17 protein-coding genes are annotated in these 18,176 nt (G+C 51.4%); 2 read left to right on the forward strand and 15 right to left on the reverse strand.

The genetic code is table 11. The features are described from left to right. Positions 1 to 29: 29 nt before the first annotated feature. From lipA to glnA, 3 genes are read right to left on the reverse strand one after another with little or no spacing between them, the layout of a single operon-like run. The gene (gene lipA / locus MHFGQ_RS09615; RefSeq protein WP_106004174.1) at positions 30 to 926 is read right to left on the reverse strand and encodes a lipoyl synthase; all 897 of its coding nucleotides are present in this window, start codon (positions 924 to 926) and stop codon (positions 30 to 32) included. Positions 927 to 950: 24 nt separating this feature from the next. Continuing rightward, positions 951 to 2,330, reverse strand: coding sequence for a dihydrolipoyl dehydrogenase (lpdA, locus tag MHFGQ_RS09620; RefSeq protein WP_106004173.1), 1,380 nt, complete (start codon positions 2,328 to 2,330; stop codon positions 951 to 953). 14 nt (positions 2,331 to 2,344) lie between these two features. Further along, on the reverse strand, positions 2,345 to 3,673 hold the full coding sequence (gene glnA / locus MHFGQ_RS09625) for a type I glutamate--ammonia ligase (RefSeq protein WP_106004172.1): 1,329 nt from the start codon (positions 3,671 to 3,673) through the stop codon (positions 2,345 to 2,347). Between the two features lie 211 nt (positions 3,674 to 3,884). On the opposite strand from glnA, the gene MHFGQ_RS09630 reads away from it, so the two are divergent. Further along, the gene (locus tag MHFGQ_RS09630; protein WP_106004171.1) at positions 3,885 to 4,373 is read left to right on the forward strand and encodes an NERD domain-containing protein; all 489 of its coding nucleotides are present in this window, start codon (positions 3,885 to 3,887) and stop codon (positions 4,371 to 4,373) included. Here MHFGQ_RS09630 and MHFGQ_RS09635 read toward each other — a convergent pair. The 6 genes from MHFGQ_RS09635 to MHFGQ_RS09660 form a co-directional block, all read right to left on the reverse strand. Then, positions 4,370 to 4,939, reverse strand: coding sequence for a UbiX family flavin prenyltransferase (locus MHFGQ_RS09635; protein ID WP_106004170.1), 570 nt, complete (start codon positions 4,937 to 4,939; stop codon positions 4,370 to 4,372). The genes MHFGQ_RS09630 and MHFGQ_RS09635 overlap by 4 nt on opposite strands. Positions 4,940 to 5,017: 78 nt before the next feature. Next, positions 5,018 to 6,124: a M24 family metallopeptidase gene (locus tag MHFGQ_RS09640; protein ID WP_106004169.1), complete on the reverse strand. Its 1,107-nt coding sequence runs from the start codon at positions 6,122 to 6,124 to the stop codon at positions 5,018 to 5,020. Between the two features lie 111 nt (positions 6,125 to 6,235). Further along, positions 6,236 to 7,426 (reverse strand): nickel pincer cofactor biosynthesis protein LarC, encoded by a 1,191-nt coding sequence (gene larC / locus MHFGQ_RS09645; protein WP_106004168.1) that lies wholly within the window; start codon positions 7,424 to 7,426, stop codon positions 6,236 to 6,238. A gap of 116 nt (positions 7,427 to 7,542) precedes the next feature. Continuing rightward, positions 7,543 to 8,577: a molybdopterin-binding protein gene (locus tag MHFGQ_RS09650; protein WP_106004167.1), complete on the reverse strand. Its 1,035-nt coding sequence runs from the start codon at positions 8,575 to 8,577 to the stop codon at positions 7,543 to 7,545. 217 nt (positions 8,578 to 8,794) lie between these two features. Next, positions 8,795 to 9,289 carry an AmiS/UreI family transporter gene (locus tag MHFGQ_RS09655; protein WP_106004166.1) on the reverse strand — a complete coding sequence of 165 codons (495 nt, stop codon included), beginning with the start codon at positions 9,287 to 9,289 and terminating at the stop codon, positions 8,795 to 8,797. 91 nt (positions 9,290 to 9,380) lie between these two features. Then, a complete protein-coding gene (locus tag MHFGQ_RS09660) occupies positions 9,381 to 10,673 on the reverse strand; it encodes a lactate racemase domain-containing protein (RefSeq protein ID WP_106004165.1) in 1,293 nt (430 codons plus the stop codon). Between the two features lie 150 nt (positions 10,674 to 10,823). On the opposite strand from MHFGQ_RS09660, the gene MHFGQ_RS09665 reads away from it, so the two are divergent. Then, positions 10,824 to 12,164 carry a transposase gene (locus tag MHFGQ_RS09665; protein ID WP_211292901.1) on the forward strand — a complete coding sequence of 447 codons (1,341 nt, stop codon included), beginning with the start codon at positions 10,824 to 10,826 and terminating at the stop codon, positions 12,162 to 12,164. Between the two features lie 206 nt (positions 12,165 to 12,370). Here MHFGQ_RS09665 and MHFGQ_RS09670 read toward each other — a convergent pair whose 3' ends face one another. From MHFGQ_RS09670 to MHFGQ_RS09695, 6 genes are all read right to left on the reverse strand, one after another. Further along, on the reverse strand, positions 12,371 to 13,375 hold the full coding sequence (locus tag MHFGQ_RS09670; RefSeq protein WP_106006502.1) for a xanthine dehydrogenase family protein molybdopterin-binding subunit: 1,005 nt from the start codon (positions 13,373 to 13,375) through the stop codon (positions 12,371 to 12,373). Positions 13,376 to 13,395: 20 nt separating this feature from the next. Next, positions 13,396 to 14,658, reverse strand: coding sequence for a xanthine dehydrogenase family protein molybdopterin-binding subunit (locus MHFGQ_RS09675; protein ID WP_106006501.1), 1,263 nt, complete (start codon positions 14,656 to 14,658; stop codon positions 13,396 to 13,398). Between the two features lie 13 nt (positions 14,659 to 14,671). Then, positions 14,672 to 15,124 (reverse strand): (2Fe-2S)-binding protein, encoded by a 453-nt coding sequence (locus MHFGQ_RS09680; RefSeq protein WP_106006500.1) that lies wholly within the window; start codon positions 15,122 to 15,124, stop codon positions 14,672 to 14,674. Between the two features lie 4 nt (positions 15,125 to 15,128). Continuing rightward, positions 15,129 to 16,010: an FAD binding domain-containing protein gene (locus MHFGQ_RS09685; protein ID WP_106006499.1), complete on the reverse strand. Its 882-nt coding sequence runs from the start codon at positions 16,008 to 16,010 to the stop codon at positions 15,129 to 15,131. Between the two features lie 124 nt (positions 16,011 to 16,134). Then, positions 16,135 to 17,556 (reverse strand): hypothetical protein, encoded by a 1,422-nt coding sequence (locus MHFGQ_RS09690; protein ID WP_106006498.1) that lies wholly within the window; start codon positions 17,554 to 17,556, stop codon positions 16,135 to 16,137. After that, positions 17,540 to 18,175, reverse strand: coding sequence for a 4Fe-4S binding protein (locus tag MHFGQ_RS09695; protein ID WP_106006497.1), 636 nt, complete (start codon positions 18,173 to 18,175; stop codon positions 17,540 to 17,542). The genes MHFGQ_RS09690 and MHFGQ_RS09695 overlap by 17 nt, the downstream gene beginning before the upstream one ends. Position 18,176 lies beyond the last annotated feature (1 nt).

The raw sequence follows: 18,176 nt of genomic DNA on the forward strand, positions 1-18,176 counted from the left end.
TTGTATTATGCCAAAAAAATCACCCTATGTCAAGGGACGTGTTTTCCAGCTACCTGCTCGCTGAACTCGGCCGCATGGTAGGAACTGCGGACAAAGGGGGCCGAAGCTACATATAAAAAGCCCATTTCGCGGCCTTTTTCTGCATACCAGGCAAAGGTTTCCGGGGTAATGAATTCTTTTATTTCTAGATGTTGGGGTGAAGGCCGCAGATACTGGCCGATGGTCAGGATATCACAGCCTACCGCCCGGAGATCGGCCATTACCTGTAAAACTTCATCCGCCGTTTCGCCAAGGCCCACCATCAATCCCGATTTGGTATAAATGGTCGGGTCATAGTCTTTTATTTTTTTAAGAACCATAAGGCTCCGTCGGTAGTCGGCCTGGGGCCGGACTTCGGGATAGAGGCGGGGTACCGTCTCTACGTTATGGTTAAATATATCCGGCTTAGCAAAAGCAATAGTGGTCAGGGCCTTTTCATCGCCGCGGAAATCCGGCGTGAGGACCTCGATATAAGCCTGCGGCAGGGCGGCCCTTAAAGCGCTAATGGTAGCGGCAAAATGGCCGGCGCCGCCATCGGGCAGGTCGTCTCGAGTTACTGAGGTTACAACCACATGCTTTAAACCCAGGCGCCGCGCCGCTTCCGCCACACGGAAGGGTTCGTCCTGGTCCAGTGCTTCCGGCCGACCGTGTTCGACGGCGCAAAAGCGGCAATTCCGGGTGCAGGTATTGCCCATAATCATAAAGGTGGCCGTACGCCTGGCAAAGCATTCCCCCTGGTTGGGACAGAGGGCGCTCTGGCAGACGGTGTTGAGGTTGAGATCGGCTAAAAGTTGCCGCGTGGCTTCTATATTTCCCGAGGAAGGCAGCCGCTTGTGCAGCCAAGGGGGCAGGCGTCTGTGCCCGCCCCCTTGAAAGGAACTTGCCATTTTACTTCCCCGCTTTATAAGAATTTAAATATGAATGCTCATCCCGTGCACCGCCTCGGCGGCTTCCATTACCGCTTCAGACAGGGTGGGATGGGCATGGATGGTCGCCGCAAGCTCGCCGGCAGTAATACCCTTGTTTACCGCCAGGGCGCCTTCGGCGATGAGCTCGGTGGCATGGGGCCCCATGATAAAGACTCCCAGGATCCGGTCACTTTCTGCCTCGGCAATTATCTTGACCATGCCTTCCGTTTCCCCGCTGCATAAAGCCTTGCCGCTGGCTTGGAAGGGGAATTTGCCTACCTTGACCTTGAAGCCCCTTTCTTCAGCTGCTTCTTTAGTCAGGCCGACTCCGGCAATCTCTGGCAGGGTATAGATGCAGCTGGGCACGGCATCGTAGTTAACTTTTGTGGGTCGACCCATGATGGTGGCTACCGCCGCCAAACCCTGGGCTGAGGCCACATGGGCGAGCTGTACCTTATTGGTAATGTCACCGACGGCATAAATTCCGGGGACGTTCGTCCGCATATATTCGTCGACGATTACCTCGCCTTTGGGTCCCAGTTCGATGCCGGCTTCTTCCAGGCCTAAATCACGGGTATTGAAGCGGCGACCGATGGAAATAAGTACTTTGTCGGCCTCTATGGTCTGCCCGTCTGCCAAGGTGGCCCGCACCCGGCCACCTTCTTCGCGGACTTCCGTTATCTGGGCCTTAGTCTTAATCTCCACCCCGGCTTTTTTGAGCAGCATGCTGAAACGCCGGGATATCTCAACATCGATCATAGGGAGGATGGTGGGCATCATTTCTACAATGGTAACCTTGCTACCCAGGGTGGCAAACAGGCTGGCGAACTCGCATCCGATGACCCCACCACCTATGATGAGGAGTTCCCCCGGCACTTCCGTCCAGGCCAGGGCTTCGTTGCTGGTAACAACGCTGCTCCCGTTGTAGCCCAGGGAAGTTAGCAATGCCGGTTCCGAACCGGTGGCAAGTATTATGTTCTCCGCCTCGATGTCTTCTACGGCACCTTCGGCGGTGGTCACCGCCACTCGCCCGGGTCCTTTAAGATAACCCCGCCCTTTAATGAGATCGACTTTATTCTTTTTAAACAAAAAGGCAATTCCCTGATTTAGCTGCTTGACCACAGCATCCTTGCGCGCCGCCAGGCGGCCGTAGTCTACCCGGTAAGAGGTTACGTCGATGCCGAAGGCGGCAGCTCCCTGAATACCTTTAATTAAGGCCGCACCGGCCAGCAGCGCCTTGGTGGGGATACAGCCGCGGTTGAGGCAGGTGCCGCCTAAAGCGTCCTGCTCGACTACCACCACTTTAGCTCCCAGTTGAGCCGCCCGGATGGCCGCCACATAGCCCCCGGGCCCGCCGCCGATGATGGCAATCTGGTAACCCATCGCTGCCTTCCTCCTTAAAACTTAGTAAGATACTGGTCGATTTCCCATTGATGTACCCTTGTGCGGTATTCCTCGCACTCAATGCGCTTGGCTTCCAAAAAGCGCTGGTAAATATGGGGACCCAGAGCCTCCTGGATCACGGGATCCCTTTCCAGTTCATCCAGGGCTTCATCCAGGGTGGCCGGGAGGAGTTCTATGCCTTGGGCCTTTAAGGTGGCCTTATCCATGTGATATATGTTGCCGTTTACGGGAGGCGGCGGCTGAATCCGGTTCTTTATACCATCCAGGCCGGCCTTCAGCATGACGGCAATGGCCAGATAGGGGTTGGCCGACGGATCGGGATGGCGTACCTCCAGGCGGGTAGAAAGGCCCCGTTTGGCTGGAATACGGATTAACGGGCTGCGGTTCTGGGGTGACCAAGCAATATATACCGGCGCCTCATACCCCGAAACCAGGCGTTTATAGGAATTGACCGTCGGGTTGGTAATGGCCGTCATACCCCGGGCATGGGCTATCAAGCCGCCGATAAAGTAGTAGGCAATTTCACTTAACTGCAATTTGTCTTGCGGATCGTAAAAGGCGTTTTTACCGTCGCGGAAAAGGGAAATGTTGCAGTGCATACCCGACCCGGCTATGCCGTAAATGGGTTTAGGCATAAAAGTGGCGTGGAGGCCGTGGCGCTGGGCAATGGTACGCACCACAAATTTAAAGGTAGCAATGTTGTCGGCCGTCCGCAGGGCTTCGGCGTATTTAAAGTCTATTTCATGCTGGCCCGGTGCCACCTCATGGTGGGAGGCCTCGATCTCAAAGCCCATCTGTTGCAGAGTCAGCACCATGTCCCGCCGGGCGTCTTCACCGAGGTCCACCGGTGTCATATCAAAATATCCGGCCCGGTCATGGGTTTCCAGGGTGGGCCGGCCGCTGGCATCGGTGTGAAAAAGGAAAAACTCCGCCTCCGGCCCCACGTTCATCGTAAATCCCATGGCTTCCGCTTCGGCGATGACCCTCCTCAAGGTTCCCCGGGGGCAGCCGATGAAGGGGGTGCCGTCGGCGTTGTAGACGTCACAGATAAGCCTTGCCACCGCATCGCCGTTGGGGCGCCAGGGAAAGATGGTAAAGGTGGAGGGGTCCGGTCGCAGGTACATATCGGATTCCTCTATACGGACAAAACCTTCGATGGAGGAACCGTCAAACATGAGTTCATTGTTGAGGGCCTTGGGAAGTTGGTCGATGGTTATGGCCACATTTTTTAAAACGCCAAAGATATCCGTAAACTGCAGGCGCACGAATTTAACGCCCAGATCGGCCGCTTTTTGTAGAACCGTCTCCCTGCCGTCGGTCATTAACTAGTTTCTCCTCCCTAAAGATGAAAGCGCCCTATGAAAAGGACGCCTTTTCACTTATACAGGTAGATTATATCATCCCTTTTTACAGTATTCAACAATTTTTGTACCTGCAATCTGCCAAACCCCTTCAGTTATAACAGGGCCGTCCCCCGGTAACAATAGGGTTGCCTGTAACTTCCCCTGGCAGGATAAAGGGGGATATTATAGATTGGACATCGGCGAAAGCCTGGTCGGTTCTTATTTTAAATATGTCCTGGGCTGCAAAATCGTCGTCTACAACTGCCACCTGGAAGGCAACGGCGAAATAGATATCATCGCCCTGGCGCCGGACGGCAGCCGGGTGTACCTGTGTGAAGTAGCCACCCACCTGCGGGGTCTTCTTTACGGCGACAGCAACGCCGCCACCTGCACGCGTATTATTCATAAAATAAAAAGGGCAGCTGCCTTTGCCGCCGCCAATTTCCCCGGGCGGGTGCCGGTTTTCATGCTCTGGGCCCCGGTGGTATCCCGGGGCCTGGTGCGAGATTTGTTTGCCATAAAAGAAAACTGTCCTGTCTCGGACATTACAGTAGAGCTGGTCCTCAACCGCGACTATACCGCCTGCATCCGCCGCTTACGGGATGCGGCACGGCAAAATCTGAAAACGACCGACGAACCCGCCTTCCGTCTGCTCCAGATTCTGGAACACCTGCGCTAAAAACCCTTTTTCCCGCCGCGCCACCGCGTTGCCGTTCCCCCTCCAAGCCCTAGATGGTCTAAAATGCGATCTACCAGGTGCTCTACCAGGTCGTCGATGCTGTGCGGCCGGTAATAAAAGGCGGGCATAGGCGGCATAATGGTGACTCCCAGCCGCGCCAGGGCCAACATATTTTCCAAATGAATAGCATTTAAAGGCGTTTCCCGGGGAACAAGGATGAGTTTCCGCCCTTCTTTGATAGTAACATCGGCAGCCCGTACTATTAAGTTCTCCGCGTATCCGTGGGCAATCGCGGAGAGGGTCTTCATGCTGCAGGGGACAATGACCATGCCTTGGTGCTGGAATGAGCCGCTGGCCACCGGTGCCGTCAAATCTTCTTCTTTATAATAATACGAAGCTAAATGACGGATATCTTCCTCGGTCAGGCCTGTTTCCAGATGCAGGGTTTCCCCGGCCCAACGACTTAGAATTAAATGCACCTCAACCTGTCTGGCCTTTAAAGCTTTTAGCAGTCGTACGGCATAGATGGCGCCGGTGGCCCCGGTAACCGCCACGACTAATTTCATGTTCCCGCTTCCCCTTTCGCCACCGGTTGAAGTATTTCGCCGCCGCCTCCATTTCTTCCTTCATGCCGGAAGCAATCTTTAGGCTATCCGCATCATTTCCCGCGGGTAATCAGTGAGGATCTCGTTTTGCTTCTCGCCCACAAAGATAACATCCGTAACCCGGGGCCCGCCGATACCGGGGTAATAAACGGTCGGCAGGAGCAGATCCACCACCATGCCCGCCTCTATTATTTCTTCCCGGCCCTTACCGATAATCGGATAAAACTCCGATTGGCGCAGACCTACGCCGTACCCGACCACGTCCAGGTAATTACTGCCGTAACCGGCCTTTTCTACTACCTGTCTGGCAGCGGCGTCGACCTCACCTGCCGTAGCTCCCGGCCTTAAGGCGGCAATAGCCCGCTCCTGAGCCTCTAAAAGGACCTTATAAACTTTTTCCTGCTCGGCCGGTATTTCCCCTACCGCCACCGTCCGGCACATTTTGGCGCAATAGCCTTCGTAGGTCGCTCCCAGGTGAATGACTACTACCTCGCCGGAAGCGATCCTTTTGTTGCTGGCACAGGGGTGGGTGAGGAGGGTACGCTCTCCGGATACCACCTGGGGTCGAAAAGAGGAACCGCCGGAACCTGCCTTCAACATGGCATATTCCGCCTCGGCTAAAATGTCCAGTTCCGTCACCCCCGGCCGTATGCTTTTGACGGCCGCTTCCATGCCGCGGCACGTGGCCGCCGCCGCCCGCCGCATAAGCTCGATTTCCTGCGGTTCTTTTATCGCGCGGATCCGGTAAAACAGATCGGCAGCCCCTACAAAGTCGCTTTCCGGAAAGGCCCGGCGCAGGCCGTCATAAAGGGCGAAGTCGACGAAATAGCGTTCAAACCCGATTCGCGGCTTTTTAAACCCGTAGGCATTAATGCGTTCCACGACCTTGCTGGCCAGGCTCTCCCGCGGAAAGTGGTAGCCATAAGTTTTAAGCCCCGACTCTCGCTCTACATAAGCGGCATCCAGCCAGAGGGTGACGGCACAGGGGTCGCCCTCTCGGGGTATTAACACGGCCAGGCACTCGATCTGGGTCAGGCCGGTAAAGTAAATCAGGTTTTCCCGGTTGACCACCAGGAGGAGGTCCAAGTTTTCTATAGCCATTAATTTTTGGACTTTTTCAAAACGGTTAGCGAAACGCGCCACCACGATGGTACCTCCTTCAGAACTGCCTGATGCCGGCAGCATTTTACCTCTCTGGTCTTTATTGCCCTTCCATCCTTATGGTGGCAATAAAAAGCCAGCCCCCTGGCATGTACCTTACTGTACCTTTACGGCCCGGGCGGCAGCCATGGCGGCGGCGTAGACTTCCTTCACAGGAACACCGGCGGCTAGCGCGGCCCGGCGGCAGGCTTCGTATTCCGGAGCAATGTTGGTGATTGCTCGGCCATCGGGATCATGATAAACTCCCAATTTGACAGCGACCGGCCCGTAGGGTGTCAGCACTTCGATACTCTGCCGCCGGCAGACCAGGCGCCGGTCGCGGCGGAAGCGCAGGCCTAGGGTACTGGAATGGCGAAAAATAGCCGCCGCTACTGCGGCAAGGCGGTTTTCCGGGCAAAGGGCTGTAAAGAGGACACCAGGGCGGCCTTTTTTCATCTGTACCGGGGTGAAGAAGGCATCAACAGCTCCGGCCGTCAATACCTGCTCCATTAGGGCGGGAAAAAACTCGGGGTTCATATCATCGATGGTTGTTTCGATAACCAGGCTGCTTTCTTCCCCTTCTAGTTGCCCGCTATTAACCTCACCCAGGACAAGGCGCAGGAGGTTGGGATGGGAGAGAAGGGTTTTACCGGCGCCAAAACCGACGCTGGTCAAATTCATAGCCGGAAAAGGGCCGAAACTATCAGCCAGGGTAGTGATGAGGGCCGCGCCGGTGGGGGTTACAAGCTCGGCTTCATCATCAGTGCCGTAAACAGGGTAGCCCTGGAGCAGGTAAAGGGTCGCCGGGGCCGGTACCGGTAGCTTGCCGTGATGGCATTCGACCCAGCCAGAACCCAGAGGCAGGGGTGAGGCCATAACCCGCTCAATACCTAGTAGGTGCAGTCCTAGGACGGTTCCTACGATATCGATAATGGCATCAACGGCCCCGACTTCATGGAAGTGGACCTTTTCGGGAGCAATGCCGTGCACTTTCCCTTCTGCCTGCGCTAGGCGCCGGAAGACAGCCCCTGCTTTTTCCCGCACCGGAGCAGGCAGCGGGCTATTGTCAATCAATTTCAGGATATCTTCCAGGTGGCGGTGGGGCTGGTGATCGGATACCTTTACATCTATGTCTATAGCCGCAATACCCTGCTGCTGGACTTCTTTGGCTTCTAATTCCCATCCCTCCAGGGCCAGGCTTTCTAATCCTGCTACCAGTTCTTCTCGGGAGAGACCGTTGGCCAGCAGGGCCCCCAGGCACATATCGCCGCTGATACCGGAAAAGCAGTCAAAGTAGGCAATTTTCATCTTTTTCAACCCCTAATTATGTCTTTCCTATCGCCCTTCCAGGCTAAAAAACATTTTAAATTACTATTGTTTTAGCTTTACGAAACATAGCTACACACTTCCACAATGTTGTCATCTTACCCTTTACCGAAGGCACAGGCGGGATAGCGGCACTGGGGGCAGCCCTGACAGAGACCCCCGGCCGCCAGCCCGGCTATATCTTTGCGCGTAAGCCTTTCTCCCGCAAAAATCCGTGGCAACACTAGATCAAAAATCGTCGCCCGGTAATACATGACGCAACCCGGCAGGCCCATAACCGGCACCTCCCCAAGGTAGGCCAGCATAAACATGGCCCCCGGCAGCACAGGGGCGCCGTAGGTGACGACCTCCGCCCCACTGCGGCGTATGCCTTCCGGCGTCACGTCGTCGGGATCTACAGACATGCCCCCCGTCAATACCACCATTTCCATCCTAGCGCCAATCATGGCGGCGATGGCCTGCTGTATTGCTTCGGCGTCGTCAGGTACGACCTCTTCCCGCTCGACTTTAGAACCGTAATCGGCAATCTTGGCGCGAACAACCGGACCGAAGGCGTCCTTTATCCGCCCTTTGTAAACCTCGTTGCCGGTGGTGATTAGACCTACCCGCAGCCGGCGGTAAGGCGCCACCCGGATAATCCCTCCGGCCAGACGGCAGACTTCTTCTATCTTTTCAATCTCCACCCGCGGTCCCACCAGGGGTATAAGGCGCGTACCGGCCACCACCTGACCCGCCTTCACCGGATAGTTGTTGTGCAGGGTGGCCAGGATGACCTCCGATCTGCTGTTCACTTCCTCCAGGGCGGCCAGGTTTATTTTTAACAGGCCGTCCCTGGCGGCGATTATATTTACTTTTCCCTCCTGGGGTTCGCTAAACTCCAAACCGTGGTCGCCATCGCCCGCCGCCGCCCTTGCCAGGCGAATGGCAGCCTCATCTTCATGGATCTCGTCCGGCCCCAGGGCCATTACATAAAGGTATTCTTTACCCATGCACAGCAGCTCGGGTATGTCTTCCGCCTGAATAATATGGCCTTTCTTGAAGCGCCGTCCTTTAAATTTACCCGGGACGATTTTAGTTAGGTCATGGGCCAACACCATGCCTACGCTGTCTTCTACGCGGACTCTCTGGAGCATCTTTTCTACCTCTTCTAAAAAATAATTTAATCGTATGGCATTTTATATTGAAAGAACCCGTTCCCAATAAATTACCCAAATTTTTCCATATTAAATAAGGAAGGGACTGCCAGGCGGTCCAGTTAAGGGAACCTGTTTTGCGTCAATAGTAACGCTGATGCAGTCCCTCTCTGCTACCTTCAATTCATCTCCCTACTTGCTAATACTATACTCAATATTACCATTTACCGATCATTATTAGAAAAGCCGGGAATAAGAGAGTGATTATACCTTCTACCGCCAATAGCCAGCCGATAAATTTTCCCCACGCCAGTTTCAAAGCCATAGACGCAAAAGCCGCCAGGAATAATACGGCCCACGACAAAGCGAAAATACCAAATCGTAAATCGCCGATACTAAAATAGTAATAACAGGTAAGGGCAACATAAAGCCCTGCCCCCAGGCAATAATATCCCAGGCCGGCCAGATCATGTTCACCAAATAAGTCCCAAGCAAGAATAAGATAAAACATCGAAAAGGCCATCGTAAGTCCCGCAACTATTAATGTCGCCCCATCTTTAGCTGTACCAGACAACCACAAACCCAGAACCGCCATTAAGGAGCCTACTATGGCATTAGCGGTTGCGGCCCCTTTGGGATTGACTTTGCCAAACATGAAAGCGGAATCTACCAGGAAAATAAAAGCAGCAATTAATAATACAATAGCAGCCATTATAAATCCTCCTAATTATTTTATTTAATTTCTTATTTTTGTCCGGGTACAGGCAAATTTTGCCTGTACCCGGTTAATAACAATTCTGAGGTTACACCTCAAGCACGCTATAGCGTCCATAAGGAACAAAGGCCACCCGGGCACTGGCACCATGTTTGGCCAGGGCATCTTTATAAGCCTTCTCTAAATTGTCATAAACAACAAACCCAAAATCACGTGCCATCTCCAGGTTTTCAGGGCGAGTAACAATATAATAATCAGCATGAAGCATTGCGTTATAGATCTTGTACCAGATGCATCCCGCCCATAATTCCCGGGAATGGGTATAGAAAGCCTTCAGGGCTTTTTCATTATTCTCTGGAGTAGGTGGCATAAAGTCCTTTACCAGGTCCATCAGGGCAAACCCCGGCCAGGAACCATAGCCCGGGCAAGGAGAGGTAAAGATTACCGTTCCTCCAGGTTTCAAAATTGGAAGGCAGTTGACAATTGCCCAGCCGGTATGGAAGAACAAATGATCAGTTGGTGCTGATGAACCGGTAATGACTATATCAGCCTTATTATTCTTAAACGCATCGGCTTTAAAACGATAAACCTGATCATAAACTTTGACAGCTTCCTTGTGAGCCGTGACAAAATCACCAGCATTAACATAAGTTACTTCAAAACGATTATTGACGATCATGTTGATACCCATCGTTACTCCCGCCAGGCGAGCAGCTTCGTATTTATCAAGCTGCATCCGGCAATTATTATTACCGGGCACGCAATCCGGTGCTAGAGACATAATATGATTTATTTCAATCGTTTCGTTGCTGGATACAGCAGGTATAATCATACCCGACCCACCATAACCCCATAAAGTAGCCTGCGTAGTACCTACTGTAAGAATAACATCTGCTTCTGCTACCTTACGGTGGATCCAGACAGGCGTCCCGGCAGAAGTGATACCTTTAAAAACATAGTTTTCTGGCTTACTTACATCATTGCAATAGACTTCGATACCGCTTTCAACAATATCATGCCCTAACTTTTCTTCTATTTCTTCAGCCGATAGAGCCGGAACCTTGCCGCAACCGATGACAATCGTTACCTGCGCGCCCGCGTTTTTAGCCTTTTCAATCAGTACAGGCAGGACCTCACGCACCGGTGCCTGGCGAAATTGGTTTTCAGTGATAATTGTAACTTTCTTGGCACCAACTAGAAGTTCAGATAATTTTTTACTGCCCACAGGATTTTCTACTGCTTCAGCTACGGCCTTGGCGATACTGGGCAAGGGCGTCTGCTCACGAGGAATAAAACTTCCTGCAAAATTCTTTTCATCTACCTCAAGTTCAAGGAACACGCCGCGATCCTCTGCAGTTTCATAGGGCACTTGCAGTTTCATAAAAGATACCTCCTTCAGTTAGGTTATTATAGCCTCCTGCAAAACCCCAGAGGTCTTGAGAGACAAGGGATTTTGCAGGCTTTTTAAGCAGGGTTTCCTCCAGTTTTCATCGAAATACTTAGGAGAAATTACTCTGGAGGTGAGCCCCTGTTGCCCAAACATAAGCAAATTTCCTTGTGTGATCTCTACGAAGAATTTGAACAGGCTTCAAGCAAAGACAAACTGAAAATGCTCACCGATTACGTAGACATCGAAGAGATTATCCCCTTAGAGGTTAAACTGGCTTACTACAAATCCACTGGTCGCCCCCCTTATTCTTTAGCGTCCATGTTGTCTGCCTTAATCCTCCAGAAGATCTTATCCATTCCCACAGTTGAACTTTTGGTTACCTTCCTTGAATTGTCAGAGCCCCTGAGAGACTTTTGCGGCTTTACTCAAAGCGTTCCTGACCCCGCTACTTTCTCGAGGTTTAAAGATAAAATCGGGCCAAAGGAGCTTAAAAAAATCTTAGACCGTTTGGTGGAACTAACCGAGCCCTACTTAAAAAAGCTCGACCCTTTTGCGGCCTCCCTTCTCGTCCTGGATACAACCGGCTTAGAAGTGCCGGTAAGAGAAAATAACCCGAAGTTCTTTTATTCCTTGAAAAACCAGGTCGAGAAGGGAGCCCCTGAAAAACCTGAAAACGAGATTTATGCCATGACTATTGCCAAAATGCCCAAATGTGCCAGGGCCGCCCCAAAGGCCAAACTCATGTATACCAACGGTCACTTTGCTTATGCCTACACCGCTGCTATCCTGACTAACGGTTTCGGCCTCGTCCGGAATGTGATGCTTTTTGAAGGACAGAAAGATTCGCTTCTCGTAAAACCGGTCCTGGAGGATTTCCGGCAGCACCATGACCTTTCCCGTTACGAGTTTTTTGCCGGTGACGCCGGGTTCGACAGCACGGAAAACTTCCGTTACCTGGTGCAAGATTGCAACCTTAAGCCGGTTATTAACCTCAATCCCCGGAATACTAAAGAGCTGCCTGAGCCCCGGCTCGCTCCCGAGGGAGTACCAGTGTGCCCCAAAAATCCATCCTTAAAGTTTAAATACGCCGGCTTCTGTAAATCCAGAAACCGTATTAAATGGCTCTGCCCCTTAAGTAAGCCGGGGAAAAAGGGTTATACTTGCACCTGTCAAGACCCGTGTACCCCCTCTAAAAGCGGCCGGATGGTTTACACTTATCCCCAGGACAACTACCGAAAAAATACTCCCGTCCCAAGGAACTCTGAGCTATGGAAGAAAATCTACCTTTTGCGCATTGCCGTGGAGCAAGCCATCTCCCGGCTAAAGCTTCCCCTCATGCTTGGCCGATTAACGGTGACGGACTTTGCTAGTGCTTCTTGCGATCTTGTCCTGGCAGCGATTGCTCAAAATCTTGTCGCTTTAATCGCTTTGAGAGCCAAGCTCAATGATAAAGTAAGGTCTATACGCTGGCTTGTTGCTTAGGGCAGAACTTGCTTCCCTATCTTGTCCATATAGCCGCGCCTCTTGGTTATCTTTTTCTTTGAAACTCGGTACAACAGGTACCTTAAATCCATTATTTGTAAGTAGAAGAACCTGACTTTGCATAAGGGCTCTTTTTGATTTTTAAAGAACGTTAGTTTTGCAAGCGCCTATTAGGTTATTATTTATTCTCCGGGTTAACCTCTTGGTTAACCTTTCTGCCGTTGTTCTTCCAGTGCTCGGAGAATCCTTTCAGGTGTTAACGGTAACTCATAAAACTTAACCCCACCCAGGGCATTGGAAACGGCATTGACGATAGCAGGTCCTCCAACGTTGGCTACTATCTCTCCACAGCCTTTAGCACCGAAGGGACCAAAAGAACTGGGCTTTTCAATAAGAATACTTTCTATATGCGGCATATCCAATGCCGTAGGAATACGGTACTCTCGAAAACTTGTGCGCATATGTTTAATAGAGGGATAATATGGCAATACATCTTCGGACAAACCAAAGCCAATACCAAAACCGGCCCCGCCTTCTATCTGCCCTTCTAGCAACAAAGGATTTATGGGCGTGCCCATTTCCAGGGCGACATACATCTTCTCTACTTCTACAACACCTGTCTCGTCATCAACGGTAACCTCAGCTACACAGGATATATACTGGAGAGCCTGGAAAAAATCAGCCTTGCCTGTTTCATTATCCCGGGGTGCAAAAGTTGGGCAATGCCGTCCAATACCTATAAGCGCTTCCTGAGCTACCCAAAAAGCTTCACCTGCCAGTTCCTTTATACTTACACTCTTTTCTGGTTCTAAAATTGAGGTAATTATACCATCACTGTATATCAATTTTTCTACTGGCGTTTGGAATTTAGCACCGGCATACTCCAGTAGTTTATACTTTAAGGCTTCAGCAGCTTTCTTCACTGCGTTGCCACAAACCAGGGTTGTCCTGCTGGCAAACTGTCCGGTACACATGGGGTCGGCATCGGAATCGCCGGCAATTACACTGACCAGATTCGGGTCGAGTTGCAAAACTTCTGCTGCTATCTGGCGTGCTACTGTTTTTATACCCTGTCCCATTTCGACCGAGCCTATATTAACTGTTACAGATCCATCTGCATGCAAACGTACAATAGCCTCGCTGGGGTCATTGCCTCCAGTTAAACCTGAAGAATGTATAGTTACTGCAACTCCCTTACCTCGTCTTTTCATTACCCTGTCCCTCCTCAGGTTTATTTATTATACCAGCCGGAAGCCTTGATAACAGCTTCCAAGGTTTCCCTGACACCTACTGCTTCAAGTACTTGCTGGGTCGGGAGTATATCACCGTCCTTTAATAGATTTTTCATCCGTACTTCAATCGGATCCAGACCAGTTATTTCGGCAATAATTTCCATTTGTGTTTCGTTTGCCGAAACAGATTGGGTAATACTGTAACCCCGCATAGGACCAGTCACCTGTTTATTGGTGTAAACAACATATCCATCAAACCATACATTAGGAATTCGGTAAGGACCATTAATTTGAGAAGTTAATTTCATCATCCCGTAGGTGCCAAAATCATTGTAAGCACCAGTATCCTGGATATAACGAATTTTACGGGCTACCAACGTCCCATCCTTCTTAAAACCGGTCTTCATCCACATGATATCAGCACTGCGTACTGTTGAAATTAAAAACTCTTCTTCTCTAGTCCAGCGCCATTTTACAGGTTTACCGGTCTTCCTAGCCAAGAGGGCACAAACAAATTCTGTCGACGGGTTAGACTTGCCGCCAAAACCGCCACCAGTAGGACTGGAGACTATCCGCACAGTGTTAATAGGTACACCAAGTACACCGCAGATTAAAAACTGATGCCAGGAAGTAGTTTGAGAAGCAGTATAAATAGTAATATGGCCATTGGCATCTGCTTCTGCGACGCTGCAATGGGGTTCCAATGAAGCATGTTCATTCATAGAAGTACGGAATTTATGCTCAATAATATAATCTGATTCCGCAAAACCTTTTTCGACATCACCTAGGCGAACCATCATGGCATCATAACCGCCAAATTTGGCAATATTGCCACCCTCGTGAACTTCAGGAGCTCCTGGCTGCATTGCTTCTTCAGGGTCAAATACAGGAGTTAATTCTTCGTAATCGATTTTAACCTTATCTACGGCTTCGTAGGCGGTATCTTCATCCACTGCGGCAACAGCAACTACTGGCTGACCTAAATACCTTACAAACTTATCGGGTAAAACTGGTTGGTCCTGAACAAAAGGTCCCCAGTAATTATTGGGCACATCTTTATAAGTTATAACTCCTGCCACTCCTGCTACTCTTTCTGCGGCGCTGGTATCGATATTCAGAATGCGGGCATGGGGCACTGGTATTTTAGCTGTTTTTACATAGAGCATACCAGGTAGATAAATATCATCCACATATTTAGTCTGCCCCGTCGTATGACGATAGCTATCATATAACGGAATCCTCTGGCCGATTACTTTTCCCATTACATATCCCTCCTCACGCTGTAATACTCTGGACTGCCTCTACTATCTTCTGGTAACCCGTGCAGCGGCAAAGGTTACCTGCGATAGCCCGCCTGATCTCTGCTTCTGATGGCTTGGGATTTTTATTTAATAAGGCTTTAATAGCTATTACCATACCGGGAGTACAATAACCGCACTGGGTACCGTGATATTCAGCCAGGCGTTTCTGAATAATATCCATTTCTCCATTGATAATTAAACCTTCAACTGTCGTCACGCTCTTACCCGCTACCGTTGGAGCCAAAACAATACACGAGTTCACTAGTTCCCCATCAAGTAAAACAGCACATGCACCACAATCGCCTGTTTCACAGCCCTTCTTAACACTGGTTACACCCAGTTTCTCACGCAAAACGTCAGTTAAAATAGCAGTAGGTTTGACGTCTACTTTTACTTCCTTTCCATTTAAAACAAACTTGACTTCCATTTCTTTAAACCTCCTTTTCCTCACTTGCAAGGCCGCTCGCCTCGGCCAGAGCCCTTTTAAGCAGCACCTTAATTACTTTACGACGGTACCATGCTGTCGCGTAAGTATCATCAATAGGATTGATATGCGCATCTACCTCATTGGCCGCTTGTTCGATTAAATTCCAATTTATTCTTTTATCTACAAAAATTTCTTCCAAGCTGTATAAACGAACAGGGGTGCTTGCCACAGCACCGGCGCCAATCCGACAGGCCCTGCACATACCATCGGTATCCTGTTCTATTTCCACGGCGATGTTTATAATAGCCGTTGAACTACCTTTCAGGGTTCCAATCCTCTGGTAAGAACAACCTTTCTTTATACCAGTTGCCGCCTTGGGTAAATAAACACCATAAAGAATTTCGCCCGGTTTTAATACCGTCTTTCCTTTATCAACAAAAAACTCTTTAATAGGCACCAGCCTGTTTTCATGCAATGATTTTATACTGGCCAGGGCACCGGCTGCCAGTAAAGCCACACAACTATCGCCGGCAGGGGATGCATTGACAAGGTTGCCGCCGATAGTACCTACGTTACGGATGGCTGGCGTACCCATATGGTAGCTGGCGTACCAGACATTATAAGCCTTTTGTTTTATAAGTTCCGAGGCGGCTATGCAGGCATGGGTTACCAAGGCGCCAATGAAAATATGCTCATTATGCTCAACTATCTTTTTCATTTCCACTATATTGCCGAGATAGATTAAACCCTGTAAACCCTTTACTTGCCTTAAATTCAGCCGCGGAACGACATCCGTTCCCCCGGCCAGTAGTGTATAATTGCTATTACGTTCCAGGACTTGTAAAGCCTCGGTAAAACTGCCGGGTGAATAATACTGAACGCTCATATCTTTCGCCCCTTTCGTTTATTAATTGCCTTTTTTGTATTTTTTACGTAGCTGGCTTAATATTACTCCACTTTAAAAATCTTTACTTTGCCAGGCCGCAATTATTTTTTACTTTTCACCTCCTTCATCTGTCTACGCCCCGCTGCCGCAGCCATTTAGGCAGGAGCTCATTCTCTACCCGCTCGCTGACGGCCGGCGCTTTTTTAAGGAGCAGTTCCGCCATGGGTTCGCTGACGTTGATGCCTCCCATGGCCCCGTCGAAGATAATGACCTTCCTGGTGCCGGTAACCTTATAGGCAAATTCCATGGCCGCTTCCGTGGTTTCCGCCACCACCGCGTGCTTCATATAGGTCAGGTTCTGCGGGTCGCGGTTGAAGAGGTCCGCCTGTTCCTGGCCCACTACCACCGTGGGGATGTGCTCGCTGAAGAAGGCGCTGGGATAACCCGTCCAGGCGTAGTTGTGCACGCACATCTTGATGGCCGGGTTGACCGGCGGTATATCCGCCAAAAGGGGCCTCCCCGCCTTGCCGTAGAAGGCCTCGGTATACCAGGTATAGGCCGGCAGGGGCAGATCCAGGTCGTAGAGGTCAGTATTGGCCCCGGCGAAGTTGGCGTAAATGACCCCGGCCGAGAAGACATACACCACCGGGCAGGGGAAGTCCAGGGCGGCGATGCACTCGTCGATCTCGCCGAAGAGGGTCATCATCTTACCGTAATAAAGGCAGCCGATTTGGGTCACCCGGTCGTTCAGGGCATAGAGGTCGCTGTCGGCGTCGACGCCGATGATGCCGTTGGGCGCCACCGTCAGGAAGGAAGCAAAGGCAAATTTCTTCTGGACGAAGGGCGAGTCAAAGATGGCCCTGGCCGTAAAGTTGGCCGCCCGCGGCCCCAGGTTCTGGTGATAGGTGGACCGGGTTTCAATGCGGGCGTAGGACATGCCGAAGGGCTTCACGGCCCGGTCTACCTGGCGGTGGAAGTGGACCTCACGCACGTCGCTGTTATGGGCGTGGACGATCCAGTCGGCGTCGTAAATCTTGCGGATGCCGTATAACGTGCCGATCTCCGTTTCAATGGGGATCCCCTGGTCGATGGGGGCCACACCGATGGCCTTGCCGTTAAAGTATTGGTCGAGGCCATAACGCTTGATATACTCTTCCGTCTCCCGGAAGCGCAGGCCCACACCGGCCCGCAAGCGGATATCCTTACACCCCGTCCGGGTTTCGATGACGTCTTTTATGGTTTTTAGCATTTCGGCATAGGGTTCGCCGCCTAAAAGGGTGAAGCCGTGGTGAGAAGCCAGAATGTTCACCGAATGCTCCGGCTTGATCTTGCTCATATCGATTTTTTGTAAGGCTTCCTCCGTAGCTTTACGGACGGCGGCCACTCCCCCTTCACCAGGGTAAATCACCTCCGGCAGGTCGGGGAAGAGCTCTTTCAGCAGTACGGAGGTCATTCCCGGCAGTTCGCAGACCCTGGTTTTGACTAACGCCGGGTCAATGCCATACTGGGACTGCCGGGGCGGTATAGGTTTAATGGGAGGACGCATCGGGTTCCCTCCTTCCCTGTACCGGTGCCGACACTACCCGATCTAAAAGCTTGATGTCCTCGTCGAAGTAAAAACCGCGGGTGGCATACTTGCGCTTGACTTCCTCAGGTATCTCCCATACAGTCACTGTGCGGCCATACCACTGCCAGCCGTCTTTCGGCGGTTCCGGCTTAATGCCGGCCGCTTCCAGGAGGCGCAGGATGGGCTGGATGCACTCCACCTTGCAGCCGGTACGGGCTCCCGTGAGGAAAGAAACCTCTTCCGGGGACCTCGCCCCCTGCAAAATGGCGGCGGCAACTTCTTCCGCCCGGGTGGCGGTGCAGTAGCAGATGATCTGCTCCGGGTTCAACCGGGCGCGACGGCAGAGTTCTTCAATTTGCCCGTAATCGACGGCGTCGACGTCAACTTTGACGACTATCGGCTGCTCTCGTTTCACCATGGTAATGGCATAATCCGGGCAGCGCTGTTCGCAGGCGGCGCAGCCGCGGCAGCGTTCTGCATCGACGACAGCTTTCCTGTTTTCCACTTTGATGGCCAGCACCGGGCAGACCTTTTCGCAGGTTTTACAGCCCCGGCACTTTTCGGCATCGACTGCCGCCAGCAAATTGACTACCTTCAAA

Origin of the sequence: Moorella humiferrea, assembly GCF_039233145.1 — a bacterium.
In the GTDB taxonomy this organism is placed as follows: Bacteria; Bacillota; DSM-521; order Neomoorellales; family Neomoorellaceae; genus Neomoorella; species Neomoorella humiferrea.